The organism is Methylococcus sp. ANG (genome assembly GCF_040730495.1).
In the GTDB taxonomy this organism is placed as follows: Bacteria; Pseudomonadota; Gammaproteobacteria; order Methylococcales; family Methylococcaceae; genus Methylococcus.
Genome location: NZ_CP160399.1, coordinates 3,857,565 through 3,874,824, shown reverse-complemented (window position 1 = coordinate 3,874,824; position 17,260 = coordinate 3,857,565). Strand labels below are relative to the sequence as shown.

Annotated in this window: 16 protein-coding genes; 7 read left to right on the top strand and 9 right to left on the bottom strand. The window is 57.9% G+C overall.

Going from position 1 to position 17,260, the window contains the following annotated elements:
• The first annotated feature begins 78 nt into the window (after nucleotides 1–78).
• Nucleotides 79–1,575: a hypothetical protein gene (locus ABZN20_RS18960; RefSeq protein WP_367026266.1), complete on the top strand. Its 1,497-nt coding sequence runs from the start codon at nucleotides 79–81 to the stop codon at nucleotides 1,573–1,575.
• A 139-nt stretch (nucleotides 1,576–1,714) separates the two neighbouring features.
• Here the strand turns inward: ABZN20_RS18960 and ABZN20_RS18955 are convergent, their stop codons facing one another.
• A complete protein-coding gene (locus ABZN20_RS18955) occupies nucleotides 1,715–1,891 on the bottom strand; it encodes a hypothetical protein (protein WP_367026265.1) in 177 nt (58 codons plus the stop codon).
• A gap of 499 nt (nucleotides 1,892–2,390) precedes the next feature.
• Between ABZN20_RS18955 and ABZN20_RS18950 the strand changes: the two genes are divergently transcribed.
• The 6 genes from ABZN20_RS18950 to cysN all read left to right on the top strand — a co-directional run bounded on the left by ABZN20_RS18950 (nucleotide 2,391) and on the right by cysN (nucleotide 9,185).
• On the top strand, nucleotides 2,391–2,579 hold the full coding sequence (locus ABZN20_RS18950; protein WP_367026264.1) for a DUF2292 domain-containing protein: 189 nt from the start codon (nucleotides 2,391–2,393) through the stop codon (nucleotides 2,577–2,579).
• A gap of 135 nt (nucleotides 2,580–2,714) precedes the next feature.
• Complete coding sequence (locus ABZN20_RS18945; protein WP_367026263.1) at nucleotides 2,715–4,361, top strand: OprO/OprP family phosphate-selective porin; 1,647 nt, start codon at nucleotides 2,715–2,717, stop codon at nucleotides 4,359–4,361.
• 61 nt (nucleotides 4,362–4,422) lie between these two features.
• Nucleotides 4,423–5,418, top strand: a complete 996-nt coding sequence (locus ABZN20_RS18940) for a sulfate ABC transporter substrate-binding protein (protein WP_367027586.1) — start codon at nucleotides 4,423–4,425, stop codon at nucleotides 5,416–5,418.
• Between the two features lie 221 nt (nucleotides 5,419–5,639).
• On the top strand, nucleotides 5,640–6,494 hold the full coding sequence (locus ABZN20_RS18935; RefSeq protein ID WP_367026262.1) for an EAL domain-containing protein: 855 nt from the start codon (nucleotides 5,640–5,642) through the stop codon (nucleotides 6,492–6,494).
• A 32-nt stretch (nucleotides 6,495–6,526) separates the two neighbouring features.
• Nucleotides 6,527–7,522 carry a sulfate adenylyltransferase subunit CysD gene (cysD, locus tag ABZN20_RS18930; protein ID WP_367026261.1) on the top strand — a complete coding sequence of 332 codons (996 nt, stop codon included), beginning with the start codon at nucleotides 6,527–6,529 and terminating at the stop codon, nucleotides 7,520–7,522.
• A gap of 4 nt (nucleotides 7,523–7,526) precedes the next feature.
• Nucleotides 7,527–9,185 carry a sulfate adenylyltransferase subunit CysN gene (gene cysN, locus ABZN20_RS18925; protein WP_367026260.1) on the top strand — a complete coding sequence of 553 codons (1,659 nt, stop codon included), beginning with the start codon at nucleotides 7,527–7,529 and terminating at the stop codon, nucleotides 9,183–9,185.
• Between the two features lie 83 nt (nucleotides 9,186–9,268).
• Here the strand turns inward: cysN and ABZN20_RS18920 are convergent, their stop codons facing one another.
• From ABZN20_RS18920 to ABZN20_RS18885, 8 genes are all read right to left on the bottom strand, one after another.
• Nucleotides 9,269–11,086 carry an ABC transporter ATP-binding protein gene (locus tag ABZN20_RS18920; protein WP_367026259.1) on the bottom strand — a complete coding sequence of 606 codons (1,818 nt, stop codon included), beginning with the start codon at nucleotides 11,084–11,086 and terminating at the stop codon, nucleotides 9,269–9,271.
• A gap of 75 nt (nucleotides 11,087–11,161) precedes the next feature.
• Complete coding sequence (locus ABZN20_RS18915; protein WP_367026258.1) at nucleotides 11,162–11,929, bottom strand: nucleotidyltransferase family protein; 768 nt, start codon at nucleotides 11,927–11,929, stop codon at nucleotides 11,162–11,164.
• A gap of 172 nt (nucleotides 11,930–12,101) precedes the next feature.
• Nucleotides 12,102–12,377 carry a PqqD family protein gene (locus ABZN20_RS18910; protein ID WP_218805933.1) on the bottom strand — a complete coding sequence of 92 codons (276 nt, stop codon included), beginning with the start codon at nucleotides 12,375–12,377 and terminating at the stop codon, nucleotides 12,102–12,104.
• A 5-nt stretch (nucleotides 12,378–12,382) separates the two neighbouring features.
• Entirely contained in the window at nucleotides 12,383–13,417 is a 1,035-nt protein-coding gene (locus ABZN20_RS18905; RefSeq protein WP_367026257.1) for a radical SAM/SPASM domain-containing protein, read from the bottom strand.
• The gene (locus ABZN20_RS18900; protein ID WP_218805931.1) at nucleotides 13,404–13,997 is read right to left on the bottom strand and encodes a hypothetical protein; all 594 of its coding nucleotides are present in this window, start codon (nucleotides 13,995–13,997) and stop codon (nucleotides 13,404–13,406) included. The genes ABZN20_RS18905 and ABZN20_RS18900 overlap by 14 nt, the downstream gene beginning before the upstream one ends.
• 289 nt (nucleotides 13,998–14,286) lie before the next feature.
• Nucleotides 14,287–14,460, bottom strand: coding sequence for a hypothetical protein (locus ABZN20_RS18895; protein WP_367026256.1), 174 nt, complete (start codon nucleotides 14,458–14,460; stop codon nucleotides 14,287–14,289).
• Nucleotides 14,457–16,319, bottom strand: coding sequence for an asparagine synthase-related protein (locus ABZN20_RS18890; protein ID WP_367026255.1), 1,863 nt, complete (start codon nucleotides 16,317–16,319; stop codon nucleotides 14,457–14,459). Before ABZN20_RS18890 ends, ABZN20_RS18895 begins: the two co-directional genes overlap by 4 nt.
• Before the next feature lie 10 nt (nucleotides 16,320–16,329).
• Nucleotides 16,330–16,764 (bottom strand): lasso peptide biosynthesis B2 protein, encoded by a 435-nt coding sequence (locus ABZN20_RS18885; protein ID WP_218805928.1) that lies wholly within the window; start codon nucleotides 16,762–16,764, stop codon nucleotides 16,330–16,332.
• Nucleotides 16,765–17,260: the final 496 nt, after the last annotated feature.

Sequence of the window (17,260 nt, the reverse complement as noted above, 5' to 3'; positions counted from 1 at the left end):
GCGAGGCGGCCCGCCGGCTCAGGCGAGGCCGCTAGGCATAACCACCCAATTTCTCTCAAACAGATAGGAGTCAACTCAATGCAACTCAAAAAAATCGCTGCAGCGGTCGCAGCAGGCACTCTGGGTTTTTGCGGTCAGGGCTGGGCGCTGGAACCCGGCGTTTCGCCCGACATCGAAATCTTCGTGTCCGGCGCCGGAGCCCAGGACAACAACCTGCGCCGATTGTTCGAGGAGCTGTGCGTCGCCGGTACCCTGGACACGTACTTCGACAATGCGAGTCCCGCCAGTCCCGGCGCCCTCTATACCGCCATTTTCTGCACCCTGGACTCCGCGAAGGTTCCGGGTCTGTCCGTGAACAATCCGAAAGTGCTCTTCCACAAACGCACCGCCGGCGCTGCCGCCATGGGCGTCAACCCGGTTCTGGACGCACAGCCCATCGACCAGATGGCCATCAACAACGGCAACTGCACCAGGACTCCCCCAGACCAGTTCTTCCGCTGCAGGATATCGCAGCCCGGCGATTTGGCCCCGGTGGTTTCCGATGCCGGAATATCCAACCCCGGCCCGGAAATTTTTTGGGGGACCAACACGCCGGATGGCGTTGCCCCGGTGAATCCGGGGAAGGTGATAGAGCGCATGGAGGTCAAATCCGGCGGCTCCATCCTGTTCAATGTGCCGGTGACCCGATCTCTGCGCGATGCCTTGCAACGCGCCCAGATCGACAGCGGCGAACTGGCGCCAGAGTGCGAGACCCAGGATACCGAGCCTTGCATGCCCAGCCTGAGCAAGCAGCAGATCGCAAGCCTGTTTACCGGCAGCATCGGCAAATGGAGCGAGTTCCAGGTGGTCTCCAAGAACGGCGGCTCGGCTCCCCTGACCACCTACGCGGGAGCAGGGGACCTTTCCGACGACAAGGTGCATCTCTGCCGGCGCGCTGACGGCGCCGGTGTTCAGGCCCAGGCCAATGTCACGTTTCTCAACTATCCCTGCGCCGACGGTGCGCCGACTCCCGCGCGGACGTCCAATCCGCTCCTGGGTCCCGTGGTGCTGCATGCCCCAAGCCCAGGCAGTATGGATCTGTGCCTGAAGGACTTCAACGACGGCACTAACGACAGCACCTTCAATCCGACGGGTACCAAAGCCTGGGCCATCGGCATACAGAGTACCGAGCGCAACGTCAACCTAAAATGGAATTACCGCTCGATAAAAATCGACGGCGTGGCGCCGACCTTGGGAAACGCCGCCCGCGGTCATTACCAGTTTTGGGCGGACGTCACCTACCAGTGGCTCAAGGCCGCCTTCAACGGTCCCACCGGCGACAAGCTCAAGATCATCGAAAGGCTTGCCGCCGACGCCGGCAAGCCCAGCATCCTCGCCAAAAACAATGCGGCGTTCGTGCATCCCTTCGGTCCAGCCGGTTATCTCGCGACAAGCGTCGCGGGCCACCCCGTGCCGCCCGATGGAGTTTTCGATCCGAATGTCCCGGTTAGCCCGTACACCCGAGGCCCGGGTGGTCTGTCCTTGGACACCTGCCGGGTGCCAGTGATCGACGGCAGAAAACCCAACCGCCTCTAAGCACAGGCCCCTGAGGCCGCGAGACAAGGGCGAAGCCGGCGGGTCCAGGAACCGCGGGCTTCGCTTTTCCAGCCGTGAACGCTTGCAAGCGGGAATCGATACAGCGAGCCCGGGGCGGGCGTTTTGTCATGTGGCTTCTTTAACGCAGCGCATCGCGGCATAGCCGCTCCCACAACCGGGTGGTGGGAGCGGCTGTGCCGCGACACGGGGCGGTCAAAACATCCAGGGGCACCGGCGGCCGGCGCGGCGTGAGCGATTCCGGCATGGCGACCACGGCTTCCAGCCCCATCGAGCCGTGGCGGAAGCTCAACGGCACCCTGTTCCGGTCCTATCCCTTCACCAGGACGGAGAGCATCGCGTCGGTGAAACCCGCGTCGATTTCCGCATCGCTTACGATTACCGATCGGGAAACGCTTCGCGGCATAGCCGCTCCCACAAACGGGTGGTGGGAGCGGCTGTGCCGCGACACGTGCGAATCCGCAACGAAGGAGCACAAGGAAATCGAGCGAAGCGCCTCGTACCAGCGCTGGCCGCCGCCCGCGGCGTCGGCGCCCGGTGGGAGCCGCGGGCGTTAGGAACGTCCAGCAGGCGCCGTCGCACATAGTGTAGAGCGACGCCGGTAAGACCAAAAGAGACCCGAAAAAAAACCGGCGATCGAAAACAGATGAGACATCGTAAGAACGAATCAAACAAGAATCGGTAGAACAGGAACCGCGGCAAAAAACTTATCGTTATATGTCTATTTCTTTTTATTCTTTCTCGTCATAGTTTCGCATGGGTACACTTGTGCCTGCTCAGCAACGAGAGAATCCATCATGACGCTGCATCCGCAGAAAACACCGCCATCCGAACCGGCGCCCGCAACGCCGGAGGCTCAGGCCGCCCGGATCATCGAGGCGCTGAGCGGCATCCGCTTAGGCTCCGTGGAAATCACCGTACACACCGGCGCATCGTGCAAATCGAAAGGCGTGAAAAATTCCGCCCCCAAGCCGCAACCTGAATGAACCACCGGCGATCGGCCGATCGCCATGCCAACCGGCCCTCCGGAGGCGCACCAATATAACTAAAACATGAATTCGCGACGGAACTGACCGGTACACCGGAAGCTCTCCGAACCGATTAACCGAAAAACCTCACTTATGTACAAGAAGAAAGCCCTGACGCTTGCAGTGACGACGCTGACAAGCCTCAACGCTCCGAATCTGAACGCCAAAACCCACCAGGACCGTGTGGACGCTCTGGAGGCGCGTGTGCACGAGCTCGAAGCCAAGCTCGAGAAGGCGTTGGACGCCCTGGATGCGGCCACTTCGAAACAAGCCGCCGCAACCGCCGCCCCGGCTCCGGACATCAAGAAGATCGACCAGAAGGTCAAGTTAATAGAACGCAAACTCGAAGTCGAGAAGGAGACGGCGGATGCGAAATGGGCAAAATTGCCCAAAAACGTGGAACTGGGTACCCAAGGACTCAAAGTCGTCTCGAATGACGAGAATTTCATCATGTACCTGCGAGCCCTCATTCAGGCCGACGGCAGCTTTTACATGGGTGACGACCAAGCGAGCGATTCGACCAATTCAAATGGCGACGGCTATGTGGACCGGTTTTACATGCGCCGCGTGCGCCCCATCATTGAAGGCACCGTGTGGAAATGGTTCGACTATCGCATCATGCCTGATTTCGGCATGGGCACCACTCGCCTGTTCGACGCCTATCTGGATTTCCGCTATTTCCGTGAAGCGAGTCTGGCCGGGGGAAAATTCAAGGCACCCGTTAGTCTCGAGCGATTGCAGAGTGCCACGGCGCTGCCGTTCATTGAGCGCGCTTTCCCTACGCAGCTCGCGCCCAACCGCGAAATCGGCTTTATGCTACACGGCGAATTCGACAAGCCAGGCTATGAAACTCATTTCTCACCCCTTGAGCGCAACAAGACCCATGGGGGTAATTTCCCGATGTTCCAGTATCCGGATTTCTTCAGCTACCAAGTAGGTGTATTTGACGGTTCCAGAAACAACGGCAATATCGACAGCGATACCAATGACTCGAAGGTCGTCGAAGGCCGAATCTTTTCCCATCCCTTCCTGAACACTGGTATCCAGCCACTGGAGGGTTTAGGGATAGGCATAGCCGGAACCTGGGGACAACAAAACGACGATCAGTTGTCGAATTATCAAAGCCCAGGGCTGAACAACATTTTTGTGTACAACAGCGCAGCACGCGGCGATGGAACCCAATATCGCGTGTATCCGCAAGGCTATTGGATATGGGGACCGTTCCAACTGGTTGGTGAATACGCGTTTTCGAGCCAAGTTGTCGCCAATCAGACCGTCAAGAACTTCATCACTAACAATAACCACGAGCTGACCCAGAGTGACCAAGCGTGGAACGTTACAGCGTCTTATGTGCTGACAGGTGAGGAAAATACCTTCCTGAACCAGGGACTCAGACCTCGGCATCCATTCGATCCTCTCTCAGGCAACTGGGGCGCCTTTCAGGTGGCGGCGCGGTGGAGCTATATCGATTTCGACAACGACATATTCAAAAATGTAGGGACCGACTCGAAGCCGATATATCCATTCGCAGATCCGCGCCGGTCGGTATCGGACGCCACAACCTGGGCGTTGGGCATCAACTGGTGGCTGAACCCTAATTTCAAACTAATGGCTGATTACTCACAAACCAGCTTCAACGATGGCGCCGGCATCTACAACCAATCGGGAGCGCTTACCCCAGTCATCGCAAGCCGCGAGACTGAAAAAGTTTGGCAAACCCGTATCCAGCTTGGCTTCTAAAGAAATCGGAGCTGATTCAATCGATCCAACAGGAGTCGACATTATGAAATCGCGGTTTTCTATGACCTTCGTGAAGGTCCTGCCGGTAATCTTTTTGCTGTTCAGCGCGGAAGCGTTTGCCGAAAAAATTGTCCTTCTCAATGTATCTTATGATCCAACCAGGGAGTTTTACCAGGATTACAATGAAGCCTTTGCAAAATATTGGAAAGCAAAAACCGGGGACAGTGTGAGCATTCAGCAATCCCACGGCGGATCCGGCAAACAGGCCCGGGCGGTGATCGACGGCCTGGACGCCGACGTCGTCACCCTGGCCCTGGCCTACGACGTGCACCAATTGCACGAGAAGCGCAAGTTGATCTCATCGGACTGGCAGTCCAAGCTGCCCCACAACAGCGCGCCCTACACCTCCACCATGGTGTTCCTGGTGCGCAAGGGCAACCCGCTGGGCATCAAGGACTGGGACGATCTGGGCAAAACCGGCGTGTCGGTGGTGACGCCCAATCCAAAAACCTCGGGCGGTGCGCGCTGGAACTATCTGGCGGCCTGGGGCTACGCCCTGAAGAAATACGGCAACGAGCAAGCCGCACGGGATCTGGTCGGGAAGATATACAAGAATGCCGCCGTGCTCGACACCGGCGCCCGAGGCTCGACCATCACCTTCGCAGAGCGCGAAATCGGCGACGCGCTGATCACCTGGGAAAACGAGGCCTACCTCATTCTGAAAGAATACGGCGCCGACAACTTCGAGATCGTCACGCCGTCCATCGGCATCCTGGCCGAACCCACGGTCACCGTCGTCGACACCATCGCCCGCCAGCGCGGTACCGGCGACGTCGCAAAGGCTTATCTGGAATACCTGTACAGCCCGGAGGGCCAGGAACTGGCGGCCAAGCACCACTACCGGCCGCGCGACCAGGCGGTGCTGGCCAAGCACGCCAAGGATTTCGCCCCCGTCCAACTGTTCACCATCGACGAAGTGTTCGGCGGCTGGGACAAGGCGCAACAGACCCACTTCGCCGACGGCGGCGTCTTCGACCAGATTTATAGCAGCAAATGACAGCAATGGTACCGGGCGCTCCGGAGTTCGACACCCCGTCATCGGAGCGCACTTTTTTCCGCCGCCCCTTCAATCTCGGAGAAGAGCCAACGCGATGAACCATGCAGCCCGATGTCAGTTTCTTATGACTCCCGCGTTCGCGCCGCGAATGCGGTTTCCCCAATCGGAACGATACGAACCGCCGGACACCGGCCAGACACCGCCTATCGAGGACACCGACCATGCCCCTTTCCGAACTCGTCAATTGCTTCAACCAAAAGCTTAAGGAAGAACAACTGCTCTCCGAAAATCCCCTGGAACTCCGCGGCGACCGCGTCGAGGGACGCTTCGGCGACGCCCGGCTGAGCACGGAGCTGCATCCCATCCGTTTGGCCCACGCGCCTTCCATGGTCGTCGGCTACGATGCGTCGCTCAAAGCCGCCCAGACCACAACATCCGGCGACAGCACCGAACAGGTCTATGCCCTCGCCGAGGACGGTCCGCCGGTAGTCAACCTGGACCGCCTCTGCCGCACCATCCACATGCTGAATTTTCTGCCAATCGCCCATGACGACGGCAGCCTGTTCCTGCATGTCCACCCGCGCCACATCCTCGGTGTGAAACGCAACCACGGCGCCTATTTCGAAGACGTGATCTTCCGTTGCGGGTTGTCGCCGCGCCGGGTGGTCATCACCGTGCAGGTGACGCCGGTCTACGACCGCCCGTTCGTCCGCCTGCTGGAAGGCATGAAGAGCTACCGCGATCACGGCTACGGCACGGCCATCAAGTTCGACGAGCACTCCGACCATGCCTTCCTCGAGCGCTACTGCATCGAGTTTCTCTACCGCTTCGCGCCGGACTTCGTGCGGCTCGACGCCGCCTTCTTCGCGCGCTTGAATACCCGGCCGGAATGGGCGAAAAGGAGCCAGAGCCTGCCCGCCGTCATGCGCGGACTGGATACCCAGTTCCTGCTGGAAGGCGTCGAAAAGGAAGCCGACGCCGCGCTGGCCCGGATCGTTGGCGCCGACCTGGTCAAGGGTGGCTATTACGAAAGGCTGGAATCCGGGGAGCGTGAACCCGATCGAGCCATCGCTTGATCAACACCCGGAACCTAAGGTATACGGCACACATGGCTCGCAGCGCTCAACTCAGCTCAGTGGCTTTCCGCGAACATTCCGTTCCCGGAAAGCCGTTCACCCCCTCCCTCGTTCGGCCGCCACACGAGCGCAGGCTGACCCACCTGAAGCACCTGGAATCGGAAAGCATCCACATTTTTCGGGAAGTGGTGAGCGAATTCGAGCGGCCGGTGATGCTGTACTCGATCGGGAAGGATTCGGCGGTGATGCTGCATCTGGCGATGAAGGCGTTTTATCCGGGCAAGCCGCCGTTTCCCCTGATGCACGTCGACACCACCTGGAAGTTCCGCGACATGATCGCCTTCCGCGACCGGCGGGCGCGGGAACTGGGGCTGGACCTCATCATCCACGTCAACGAGGACGGCGTGCGCCAGGGCATCAGCCCCTTCGTCCACGGCAGCAAGAAGCACACCGACATCATGAAGACCGAAGCGCTCAAGCAGGCGCTGGACCAATACCGCTTCGACGCCGCCTTCGGCGGGGCGCGCCGGGACGAGGAGAAATCCCGCGCCAAGGAACGGGTGTACTCGTTCCGCGACAAGCACCACCGCTGGGACCCCAAGAGCCAGCGCCCCGAGCTGTGGAACCTCTACAACGGCAAGATCAACAAGGGTGAGAGCATCCGCGTGTTCCCCCTCTCCAACTGGACCGAGCTCGACGTCTGGCAGTACATCTACCTGGAAAACATCCCCATCGTCCCGCTCTACTACGCCGCCGAGCGGCCGGTGGTCGAAAGGGACGGCATGCTCATCATGGTCGACGACGAGCGCATGCCGCTCGAGCCGGGCGAGGTGCCGATGCTGAAGAAGGTGCGGTTCCGCACCCTGGGCTGCTATCCCCTCACCGGCGCCGTCGAATCCGACGCCGCCACCCTGCCCGAGATCATCCAGGAAATGCTGCTGACCAAGACCTCCGAACGCCAGGGCCGGCTCATCGACCACGACCAGGCCGGGTCCATGGAAGAAAAGAAGAAGGAAGGGTATTTTTAAAATCATGTCACACCAATCCGACCTCATCGGCACCGACATCCACGCCTACCTGGCCCAGCACGAGCAGAAGGAGCTCTTGCGGCTCCTGACCTGCGGCAGCGTCGACGACGGCAAGAGCACCCTGATCGGGCGGCTGCTGCACGACTCCCAGATGATCTACGAGGACCAGCTCAGCGCGGTGCGGCGCGACAGCCTCAAGTCCGGCACCACCGGCGGCGAGCTCGACCTGGCCCTCCTGGTCGACGGCCTGCAGGCCGAGCGCGAGCAGGGCATCACCATCGACGTGGCCTACCGCTACTTCTCCACGGCCCAGCGCAAGTTCATCATCGCCGACACCCCCGGCCATGAGCAGTACACCCGCAACATGGCCACCGGCGCCTCCACCTGCGACCTGGCCATCATCCTGATCGACGCCCGCCACGGGGTGCAGGTGCAGACCCGGCGCCACAGCTACATCGTCTCGCTGCTGGGGATCAAGCACGTCCTGGTCGCCATCAACAAGATGGACCTGGTGGACCACAGCGAAGCCGTGTTCGACCGCATCCGCGCCGACTACCTGGCCTTCGCCGACAAGCTCGAGCTGCACGACGTGCGCTTCATCCCCATCTCCGCCTTGAACGGCGACAACGTGGTGCACAAGAGCGCGGCCATGCCCTGGTACGGCGGACCGTCCCTGATCGAGCTGCTCAACACCCTCGAGATCGCCCAGGACCGGAACTTCGACGACCCGCGCTTCCCGGTGCAGTACGTCAACCGGCCCCACCTCGACTTCCGCGGCTACAGCGGCACCGTCGCCGCCGGGGTGTTCAAGACCGGCGACCCGGTCCTGGTGCTGCCGGCCAAGACCACCAGCCGGATCCAGTCCATTGTGACCTACGACGGCGAACTGGAGGCAGCCTTCCCGCCCCAGGCCGTGACCCTCACCCTGGAAGACGAGATCGACGTCAGCCGGGGCGACCTCTTGGTGCATCAGGACCGCCTGCCGCACCTCGACAGCCGCTTCGAAGCGCATCTGGTGTGGATGACCGAAGCCCCGCTGATGCCGGGGAAGCAATACCTCCTCAAGCACGCCACCCGGACCCTCACCGGCTCGGTGGCCGCCATCCGTCACCGGATCGACGTCAACACCCTGGAACGGCACCCGGCCGGCCAGCTCCATCTCAACGAGATCGGCCTGTGCGAACTGGCCTTGAGCGCCCCGCTGGCATTCGACGCCTACGCCCGCTGCAAGGGCACCGGCGCCTTCATCGTCATCGACCGGCTGACCAACGTCACGGTCGGGGCCGGCATGATCTTAGGGCCGGTGCAGGGCGAGACCGGCTTCCGCAAGGTCACCGCCGAGGAGCGCGCCGCCCGCTTCGGCCAGAAGGCCGTCACCGTCTGGCTCACCGGTCCTCAGCGCCAGGACGTGGCTTATCGGCTCGAGCGGGCGCTGTTCGAACGCGGCTACGTTTGCGCGGTGATCGAAGCCGATCGGCTCTGCGCTCAAGCCGCCCTGGTGGCGGAGAACATCGTGCAGGCCGGCATCGTCTGCCTCTGCACGTCCGAAACCGCTCCGGAGGCCGACGAACGCAATCGTGTCATTACGGAAGGCTTCTTCGACCTCGAAGAACTGCTCGCTCTGTTGAGTCCTGCGCCCACCACACCGGATTTCGTGATCTGAGCCAGCGCCAGGGCATTACCGCAGTAACTCCGGCGTGCCGGGAGAGCCCCCAATCGGCTACGTAGAAATACCAAGCAGCGGCTTCAAGTCGAGAAGGCTCCTTCTTGCACGGTTCGATAGTGTCGCGCCTGAGAATGGAACATACCCGCATAAACGCCATCGAGCCCGAGCAATTCTGCATGCGTTCCAGACTCGCAAACTTGGCCGTCATCGATCACGAAAATACGGTCCGCCAAACATACCGTAGACAACCTGTGGCTGATCAAGATCGCCGTCCGCCCTTCCGCCAGTTGCCGGAACCGCTCCAGCACCCGGGCCTCGGCCTCCGGATCCAGTGCGCTGGTCGGTTCGTCCAAGATGATGATCGCCGCCGATCGTAAGGCCGCCCGGGCGATCGCGATCTGTTGCCACTGGCCGATACTCAGTTCCTCTCCGCCGGCAAACAAAGTGCCCAGCAATGTGTCGTAGCCATGCGGCAGACTAGCTATGGCTCCGTCCGCTCCGCTGAGTCCGGCCGCTCGTTCGATTCGTCCAGGCACATTCAGAGCAGAAATGTCACCAAACCCAATGTTCTCCCGGGCGGTAAATTGATAACGGCCGAAGTCCTGGAACACGACACCGATTTGCTTTCGCCACTCATCGCTCGAGAAATTGCGAAGATCGATACCATCCACGGTTATTCGACCATCCGTTGGATCGTACAACCTGCATAACAACTTGATCAGCGTAGTCTTTCCGGCACCGTTCTTGCCGACCAGGGCGACCTTTTCGCCCGCGCGAATCGTGAAATCCACTGCTTTCAATACCGGACGAGTTCCGTGCGGATAGTCGAAGCTGACGCATTCAAAGCGAATTTCACCCCGCAGCGGGTGCGGAATCACGCGTGGCGCTTCCGGTTCTTTCACCCGGGGTTCCAGCAATAGAAAGTCGTAAAAGTTCGACAGAAACAGCGTATTCTCGTAAAGACCGGCGGCGCTGGCGAATAAATCCCGCAACAACGTTTGACCCCGCTGCAGTGCCTGGTAATAGACCACCATGTCGCCGACGCTAATGGCTCGCGCCATGGTCTCGTAAGCGAGAAATGCAAGTGCGCCGTAAACACCCAACGAAGCGCAACCTTGAGTAAGCGCCTCGCCTTTGGTTCGATCGCGCGATAACGCCAAGCGGTCCTGACGAATCGACTTCCGCAAGTCCATAAACCGTTGGTGAAGATGGTTCCCCAACCCGAATAGCCTTACCTCCTTGGCGTGGTCCTGGAAGTTCAGCAATTGGCTCAAATAGCGCGTCTGACGTTGCCGAGCAGTCCAATTTTGCCAATGCCGATGCTGAAGTCGCGCATGCCGCAGCCGGACGAAAAGGATGGGCAACATGAAAAGAAACAGGCCAAGGGTCAACTCCCAATGAAACGCCAGCAGCAGCAATGCTACAGCCCCCAGGGAAACGGCATTCTGCAAAAGCCTGATGAGCTGGTCGACGATCAAAGCCGGCCGATAAGCCGCCTCGGTCTGCGCACGGTGCAAATTGTCCTGAAATTCGGGATTTTCGTAATAGCCGAGGTCCAAGCGGATCGCCTGCTTGTGAAGCAAGTCCTGCACGTAATCCGTGACTTGCTGAGATTGAATCTCACTGACATGCGCATCCAAGGCACGGAGCCAGTCGGTGAGTACCGCAATGCTCAAAGCCGCGACGAGCACGCCTCCGATGCTTTCCCACTCCGGCGCCCCCGGCGCGGTCACCGTGTCGATGATGAGTTTGACCAAGTAGAGGCCCGCCACCGGCAGAAGCCCCAGAACCAACATCAAGCCCCCATGTATCAGCGTCGACTTCCGGCTGCTTTGCCAGACGAGTTGCACGGACCGGCGGAGCTGCCAGAGCCGATGCAGGCGGTAGCGATCAAACATTCGCGATATCGTTGGACGGAGCGCAGGTGCCCGCTGCGCCGCCCCACGAAGCGTCAGCGGAACTCCGATCAAACTTCAAGGGTACAGCCGGTCCAGCAGACGCGCATAGGAATACTTAGCCACGCCGCGCAAGACGGTGACGAAGTTGTCATGCCAGAACGCCTGATTCGCCAGAAAAACAAACGGACCGGGCGGCTTGCTCCTGGCTTGTCGATAACGCCTGTTCAACAACCGACGAAGCGCACGCGACAACTCCCATTGCTGGGCTCGTGACCAGACGATATCCATGTCGGGCTTGCCGTGATTCAACAGAAACCACAGATCCCGCTCGACCCTGGCCGGATCGAAGTAGATGTCCGAGCTGGCGTGCAGGATGACCAACAGGAATAAATCTTCTATTTCTGGATAGCGGAAACCGGGTCGTCCGGAAGGTTTCGCGCGAGTAAGGATCTCATCATATGGAATCGGGCGTAAGAGAATTTTGTCGAGACATCGATGCAGTTCGACCAAATTCGGCAATCGTTTTCCTTGCTGAACAAAGCTGCGATCTACGAAATGGAAATGCGTAGAATGCGGTGGAATTTCCTCATAACCCAATCCCGTCAAAACATCAACGACGGCTTCAGCCTCGTCGCCCACCAAAATGTCTACGTCACCAGCTAAACGAATCTCTCCCTTCGGAAACGCGAGATCGACAACGGCCTGTCCCTTGACAATCACGGGCGCCAGCCCAACCGCCGCGAACTCCTTCCCTAACATGCTCAGGCGGTGTTCATAAAACAGCGAAGCCGCCACCGTTTTAGCGGATGGGGCTTGTCCTGACGGAGTAGGGACGTCGTCCATGCAGAAATCCGGGAGAGGTGAGTTAGAATGATTGTTCCTCACGTTCCACCCACTGGCCTTTAACGTTTTACAAGGAATGCATGGAACCATATGACGGTTAAGTGACATTCAATTCCCCTACTCCCGCCCTCTCAGGGACACCAAGAGACATTTCAGGTAGCGCGGGAATCCCCTATCCCACCTCTATGAGTTTTTTCTCTTTCAACTCGCTGATCAGATTCGCCAAATCCTGTTCGAGAACGTCGACAGCAACGTCATATTCATGATGCATGGATTCTACAACGCGCACAGGACTTTTTGTAGCGACGAGCAACTCCCACATGCGGCTACCCGACGGATTGAGTCCGAAATAGGCTCCGGTTTCGAGATTAAGCAGCACCATCTCGTCGCCGACTTTCTCGAAAACCACTTCTTCTGATATAGTAATCATCATATCGCTTAATGACATGATTATTATGCTTCCTGTTCGATTTGCTTCTGTCGGCGTTGACTCTTTCTTATTTCTGGTAACAACTTATTTTCCATCCACAATTTTGATGCCACACGTAAGCGTTGAGCCTTGCTATCCGCGAGTCGCTCCCGCACTATGTTTACGAGTTCGGTATCGTTAGTGATATCCAGGCATAGCTCGCAAATGCCAGAGTATTCCGGGCGGGCCTTGAAGCGCTCTCGCCCCACTGGATGATCTCTAAGTAACTGGTAGAGGCCGTACGGTCCCGCAGTGAAAATGATTTCCAGGATCGGATCCTGGACTGCGCGTCCCAATATGTCTTCGAGCGGCTCGTCATTAGTATTCCCGAGCTTTAAGGGCGAGAATTTCCCACAATAATATGCAGGACCGCAACAAGCATAGACAGCACCATCGGGCTCAATGACGGGAGTCAGGACAACAGCGCATACCCCTAAAGGCGGCTCTTCCGTGCGAACGAAATGCTGCGGCGGCAGAGAAGTCGCTCGTCCCAATTTAACGGGGGCTTGAGATTGCAAATATACGGGCAAGCCATCGAACATGGCGTGATACTCTTCTTTCTGGGCCTCCGTGATGGCAACGACGCGAACAGCCACACCCAATCCTGCTTCAATGGCAAGACGTGCCAGCCGCAGAGGCCGTTCGCGTGATGAAAACTCTTCATGATACTGGTCCCAGGAGATACAGATATGTCCCAATCCCGCTGCAGCCAAGGTATTAATGCGTGACCTGGTCGAGGACTCGCCTCGCACCCATCCAGCCCCGGTAACAAGAGATGATTTAAGTCCAAAATCCCTCGCCTGGCGAACCAGTTCCAAGATATCCTGATAATACAACATGGGCTCGCCCCCGGTGAAGCAAACGCCAGGGGCGAACGATGGGATCACCTTGAGATATTCACTGACTTGTTCCATCTGCATCTTGCCCTTGATATGGGGCGAGGACTCCGTGATGCAATGCCGGCACGTCAGCGGACAAGCCCTAGTGTATGTCAAACCAATGAGGTCATATCGAATCATGGAGTTCCCCAAGGTGAGCCAAAATGGTTTCATACACTTCCGGTAAACGCGATAAATCGCGAGGGACACAGAGTTTGGCCACGGGAATCGAGGCAGCCAGTTCGGCGAGACGGGAAAAACGGGTCTTCGCCAACTCGGTAAACTTGTTCGAAACCCTTAGCCGGCGGTTCCTCGCGAGCGCCACTGCTACCGGCAGTCCCGCGCGCGGTATTACCCGCGCTGGTCCATCGGACAGCTCAAGCAGATAGATAGCCCGTAGCGGCAAAGGCTGGGAAGCGAATCGCTCGACCGGGTTCCCAAGATCCTCGAACTCCCGGTACGGACGGACAAAAGGGACGCTGGGAATTGCCAGGAATACGTCCCTTCGAAAAATACCCAGATGATCGTCGGTCAATAGGCCGTGCCCTTGCTGGACGAAGAAATTAGCAAGCGTAGATTTTCCACCCATGGCATCGGCCAGAAACGCCACGCCTCCGCCATCAATATCCACTGCCGAACCATGAAGAAAATCGAATCGGGGATCCAGCAAGAGATAGACAGGAAGCACGTAATGCATCAGCCAATAGCGCACTCTCTCCATGGAAGTTCCCGGCATGAGGCGACAGCAAATCGCTGATTCCTCAGGACAGAGATGAAACTCTCCCACTTCGTCAATGCGAAATACAGGACTTCCCCCCCCCGCACACACAATATTTACCCATCCTTTAGGCGATTCTATTATGCGTTTCTGATCCGCCAACGTATGGTGAGGGCATCCCGATTTAAACTTTACTGCGCTGACCGGCTTGCCAGAAGGAGGCGGCAAACCGGTCAACGGAATTTCTGACTCAATGAAAGTCCCATAGGCAGAGAAGCGCATGGACGATAGACTACCCCCCCGCCACATCGGCTAAAGTGGCAGTCAGCGGTGTTACAACGGACAAAACTAAGCTACCTTGTGTCAAGGTAGTCATATTTCCGTATTCGCTCAGTACTGGCACCGTGTAAAGTTTTTTTGGCTCTTCGTTGATAAGCCGAATATCTTGCTGTTCAGATACGTTCATGTTTGATCTCCTATTGGTTTGAAGTAAGTGCTATACCAAATTTCCAGGGCAGCCAGTTGCCACAAAACAAGCGAACTCATGGGAGTGGGCTGGACTGTTCGATGTTCGATAACGCTTGCCACCCTGTTTGCTTCCACAATCCCAACCCGGGTGAGCGTGAAAGAGCCCGGATCGAATTTTATAGAATCGAGTATCGATGCGAAGACAGGTGAGAACTCCGCCTTACCTTTGCGCAGTCGTATACTTTCTGGTAATACGGTTTTCATCGCTTCGCGGAGAATATATTTGGTAGTTCCTTGCCGTCTTTTTTCCTCGGATGGAACCGACATAAGAAAGTCCATCAGTCTGGCATCATAGAAAGGATGGCGAAACTCCAACGTGCCGCGATGGCCTAACCCATCCCACTCACCGTCTAGAGCCATACTGCTTCCCGGATTAGCGATGAAACTCGCCTCTTGCCAAGCGCTGGCGCTCTCAAAACGGGCGCGCACTAGATAGGGGTGTTCCTGCCCAACTCCTAGCGCCTCATTTCCCAACAACAACGACGCATCGCTATGAGGCCGTATAAATTCCTTTATCCGCCTGCCGAGCCTGCAAAGCCATTCTGGCAATACGGGCTCCATCATCCAGTACCAGAGTATATTTGGCGAAAAACGATACTGTATCAATTCACCGGCCAAGGCGCTCCAACGACCCGATGTCAGCAGGTCGGCCAGATAATAGGGACTCCCCTGGATCACGGAGTCGCCGCCGACACCAGTCAGCATCACCCTCACCCCGCGGCTCTTGGCCTCGTCCAGCAAGGGCCAGAGGGCTCTCATGGGCATACCCTGGATCGGCCAGTCCCGGTGTAAGCCGTAGCAGGCTTTAAGGCCACCCCAACCCTCGACAGGATCCGCATCCGCCACCGTGAAGATCCGCTCCACGCCAGCTTCCCGGGCCGTCTGTTCGATGAATTTACGCTCATCGCAGGGGAACCGGTCGAAGATCATAGAATAGCTGGTCAGCCGTGCCTTATCCGGGATGAGGCGGGCAGCCATACAAAGGACCGAGGAAGAATCCAGCCCTCCACCGAGTAGGCAACCAATCGGAAAGGCACTACGCGATTGCGCCCTGACGGCTTCACCGAAAAGATGGCGGAACTCCTCGACGTGCCTAGCCAGGTCGGGCTTTCGACTGCCTTGGGCGGGCACAGGCTCCCAGTACCGGCGCACAACCAAGCGTCCATTGCAAAGTACTAGGTTGCAGGCCGGAGGTAAGCGTTTGATCCCCTCGAACAGGGTTCTATCGAAAGCTGTCGCGAATTTCGTAACGACTTCTCGTATGGCGTCCCGGTTGGGCAGCTTTTCCAGACCGGCAGCCTTAAACAGCGGGAAAATCTCGGACGCGAAGACGAATACTCGCCCTTCCCGATGATGGTAATAGAACGGCTTAATGCCAAGTCGGTCTCGGGCTGCGAAGATTGTGCGTTTTCTCTTGTCCCAGATAGCGAACGAGAAATCTCCGACGAGTTTCGTCGGACAGTTTTCGCCCCAAGCCTCGTAGGCTGCCAGGATCAACGCACTGTCAGGGATATCTACAGATAGGGGAAGATCGAGCTGGCGGGCGAGATCGTCGCGGTTGTCGATTCTAGCATCCGCGGTTATCACGAAATTGCCACTCGAACTGACGAGAGGCAGTTGTTCCTTCAGCGACTCGGGAGTAGTCCAGAGCATCCGATGCCCGAGACCGACGGAGCCGTCCAGCCAGATGCCGGAGCCATCCGGGCCACGGTGAGCGATGGAATCGGTTATGCGCTCCAGCTCAGTGCGGTCGACCGAGCGACCATCCTGATAACAAATCCCTATAATTCCGCTCATCAGACCATCCTTATCGTTTCAATACATGTAACGTAGTGAAATCCGCTTTAGTACCGACTACTGGGCGACCGCCGCACTCTACCCAAGCATGAGCACCAAATTCGCCATTTGGTTTTGCCACTCCAATGCAGAGTTCGGCAATATATCCTTGCCGGCTCAACATCAAAATCCCCGCTAAAGCCTGCATCAGGCAGGTAGTCCCTGGAACATATCGACTAGCCCGAGCGAGCGCTGTTCCTGTTTTTTCGGGCTGAATCACAATGCGCTGCTGCATATCACGAGTTCCAACTGATTTCATCCCGCCCAGGTATTTCCACAACCGCTGAAAAGGAACCACAACCAGCGCTACGCGGAACAACAATATAAGAAACAGCGCCTGAAAAAAAAGCCTGCGATCTATCGCTGATAGAGATAGGAATCGCCGCACGCCCCTTGCACCGCGCATCTTGAAGCTCCCACCTGACGTACCAAATCCCCTCGAACGCGACAACCTAAAGATGTCTAACTTCTATTTGTAGTCTAAGCATCGCTCCCTGTCAAACCAAGCCGAATTTTTTTGCTCATCATGAGCTACGCGTCCCCCCGGGGGTTAAGACTCAGCCCCTATAACAATAATGTCAATCTATTTATATTTTATATAGTTAAATTATAGCAATGCGATGTACCACCGCATATATGAAGATTTTGTGAAGAAGCTGAGCGATCGAGTCCGGCTTGGAAAACCGCAACCGTTCATGCCTCCCGCTTCTTTGTTGCTGGGATCGCGGCCGTCTTGGCCGCTTTTTCAGCGGGCGGGACGCCCGCGCTCCCAGGGAACCGAACGGTTACGGAAGACCCGTTCACGATGGCAACACACTCGGTCAGGTCACATCAGGAGGAGGGGCGCACAACAAATCCCGTTCCCCGAAGCATGTTCCCGCGTCATCAGCCGTTTACGCTGA

Excerpts from the sequence above, each read along its gene's own strand:
- ABZN20_RS18960 (WP_367026266.1), top strand. The coding sequence starts at position 79 with ATGCAACTCAAAAAAATCGCTGCAGCGGTCGCAGCAGGCACTCTGGGT.
- ABZN20_RS18950 (WP_367026264.1), top strand. The coding sequence starts at position 2,391 with ATGACGCTGCATCCGCAGAAAACACCGCCATCCGAACCGGCGCCCGCA.
- ABZN20_RS18945 (WP_367026263.1), top strand. The coding sequence starts at position 2,715 with ATGTACAAGAAGAAAGCCCTGACGCTTGCAGTGACGACGCTGACAAGC.
- ABZN20_RS18940 (WP_367027586.1), top strand. The coding sequence starts at position 4,423 with ATGACCTTCGTGAAGGTCCTGCCGGTAATCTTTTTGCTGTTCAGCGCG.
- ABZN20_RS18935 (WP_367026262.1), top strand. The coding sequence starts at position 5,640 with ATGCCCCTTTCCGAACTCGTCAATTGCTTCAACCAAAAGCTTAAGGAA.
- cysD (WP_367026261.1), top strand. The coding sequence starts at position 6,527 with ATGGCTCGCAGCGCTCAACTCAGCTCAGTGGCTTTCCGCGAACATTCC.
- cysN (WP_367026260.1), top strand. The coding sequence starts at position 7,527 with ATGTCACACCAATCCGACCTCATCGGCACCGACATCCACGCCTACCTG.
- ABZN20_RS18920 (WP_367026259.1), bottom strand. The coding sequence starts at position 11,086 with ATGTTTGATCGCTACCGCCTGCATCGGCTCTGGCAGCTCCGCCGGTCC.
- ABZN20_RS18915 (WP_367026258.1), bottom strand. The coding sequence starts at position 11,929 with ATGGACGACGTCCCTACTCCGTCAGGACAAGCCCCATCCGCTAAAACG.
- ABZN20_RS18910 (WP_218805933.1), bottom strand. The coding sequence starts at position 12,377 with ATGTCATTAAGCGATATGATGATTACTATATCAGAAGAAGTGGTTTTC.
- ABZN20_RS18905 (WP_367026257.1), bottom strand. The coding sequence starts at position 13,417 with ATGATTCGATATGACCTCATTGGTTTGACATACACTAGGGCTTGTCCG.
- ABZN20_RS18900 (WP_218805931.1), bottom strand. The coding sequence starts at position 13,997 with ATGGAGAGAGTGCGCTATTGGCTGATGCATTACGTGCTTCCTGTCTAT.
- ABZN20_RS18895 (WP_367026256.1), bottom strand. The coding sequence starts at position 14,460 with ATGAACGTATCTGAACAGCAAGATATTCGGCTTATCAACGAAGAGCCA.
- ABZN20_RS18890 (WP_367026255.1), bottom strand. The coding sequence starts at position 16,319 with ATGAGCGGAATTATAGGGATTTGTTATCAGGATGGTCGCTCGGTCGAC.
- ABZN20_RS18885 (WP_218805928.1), bottom strand. The coding sequence starts at position 16,764 with ATGCGCGGTGCAAGGGGCGTGCGGCGATTCCTATCTCTATCAGCGATA.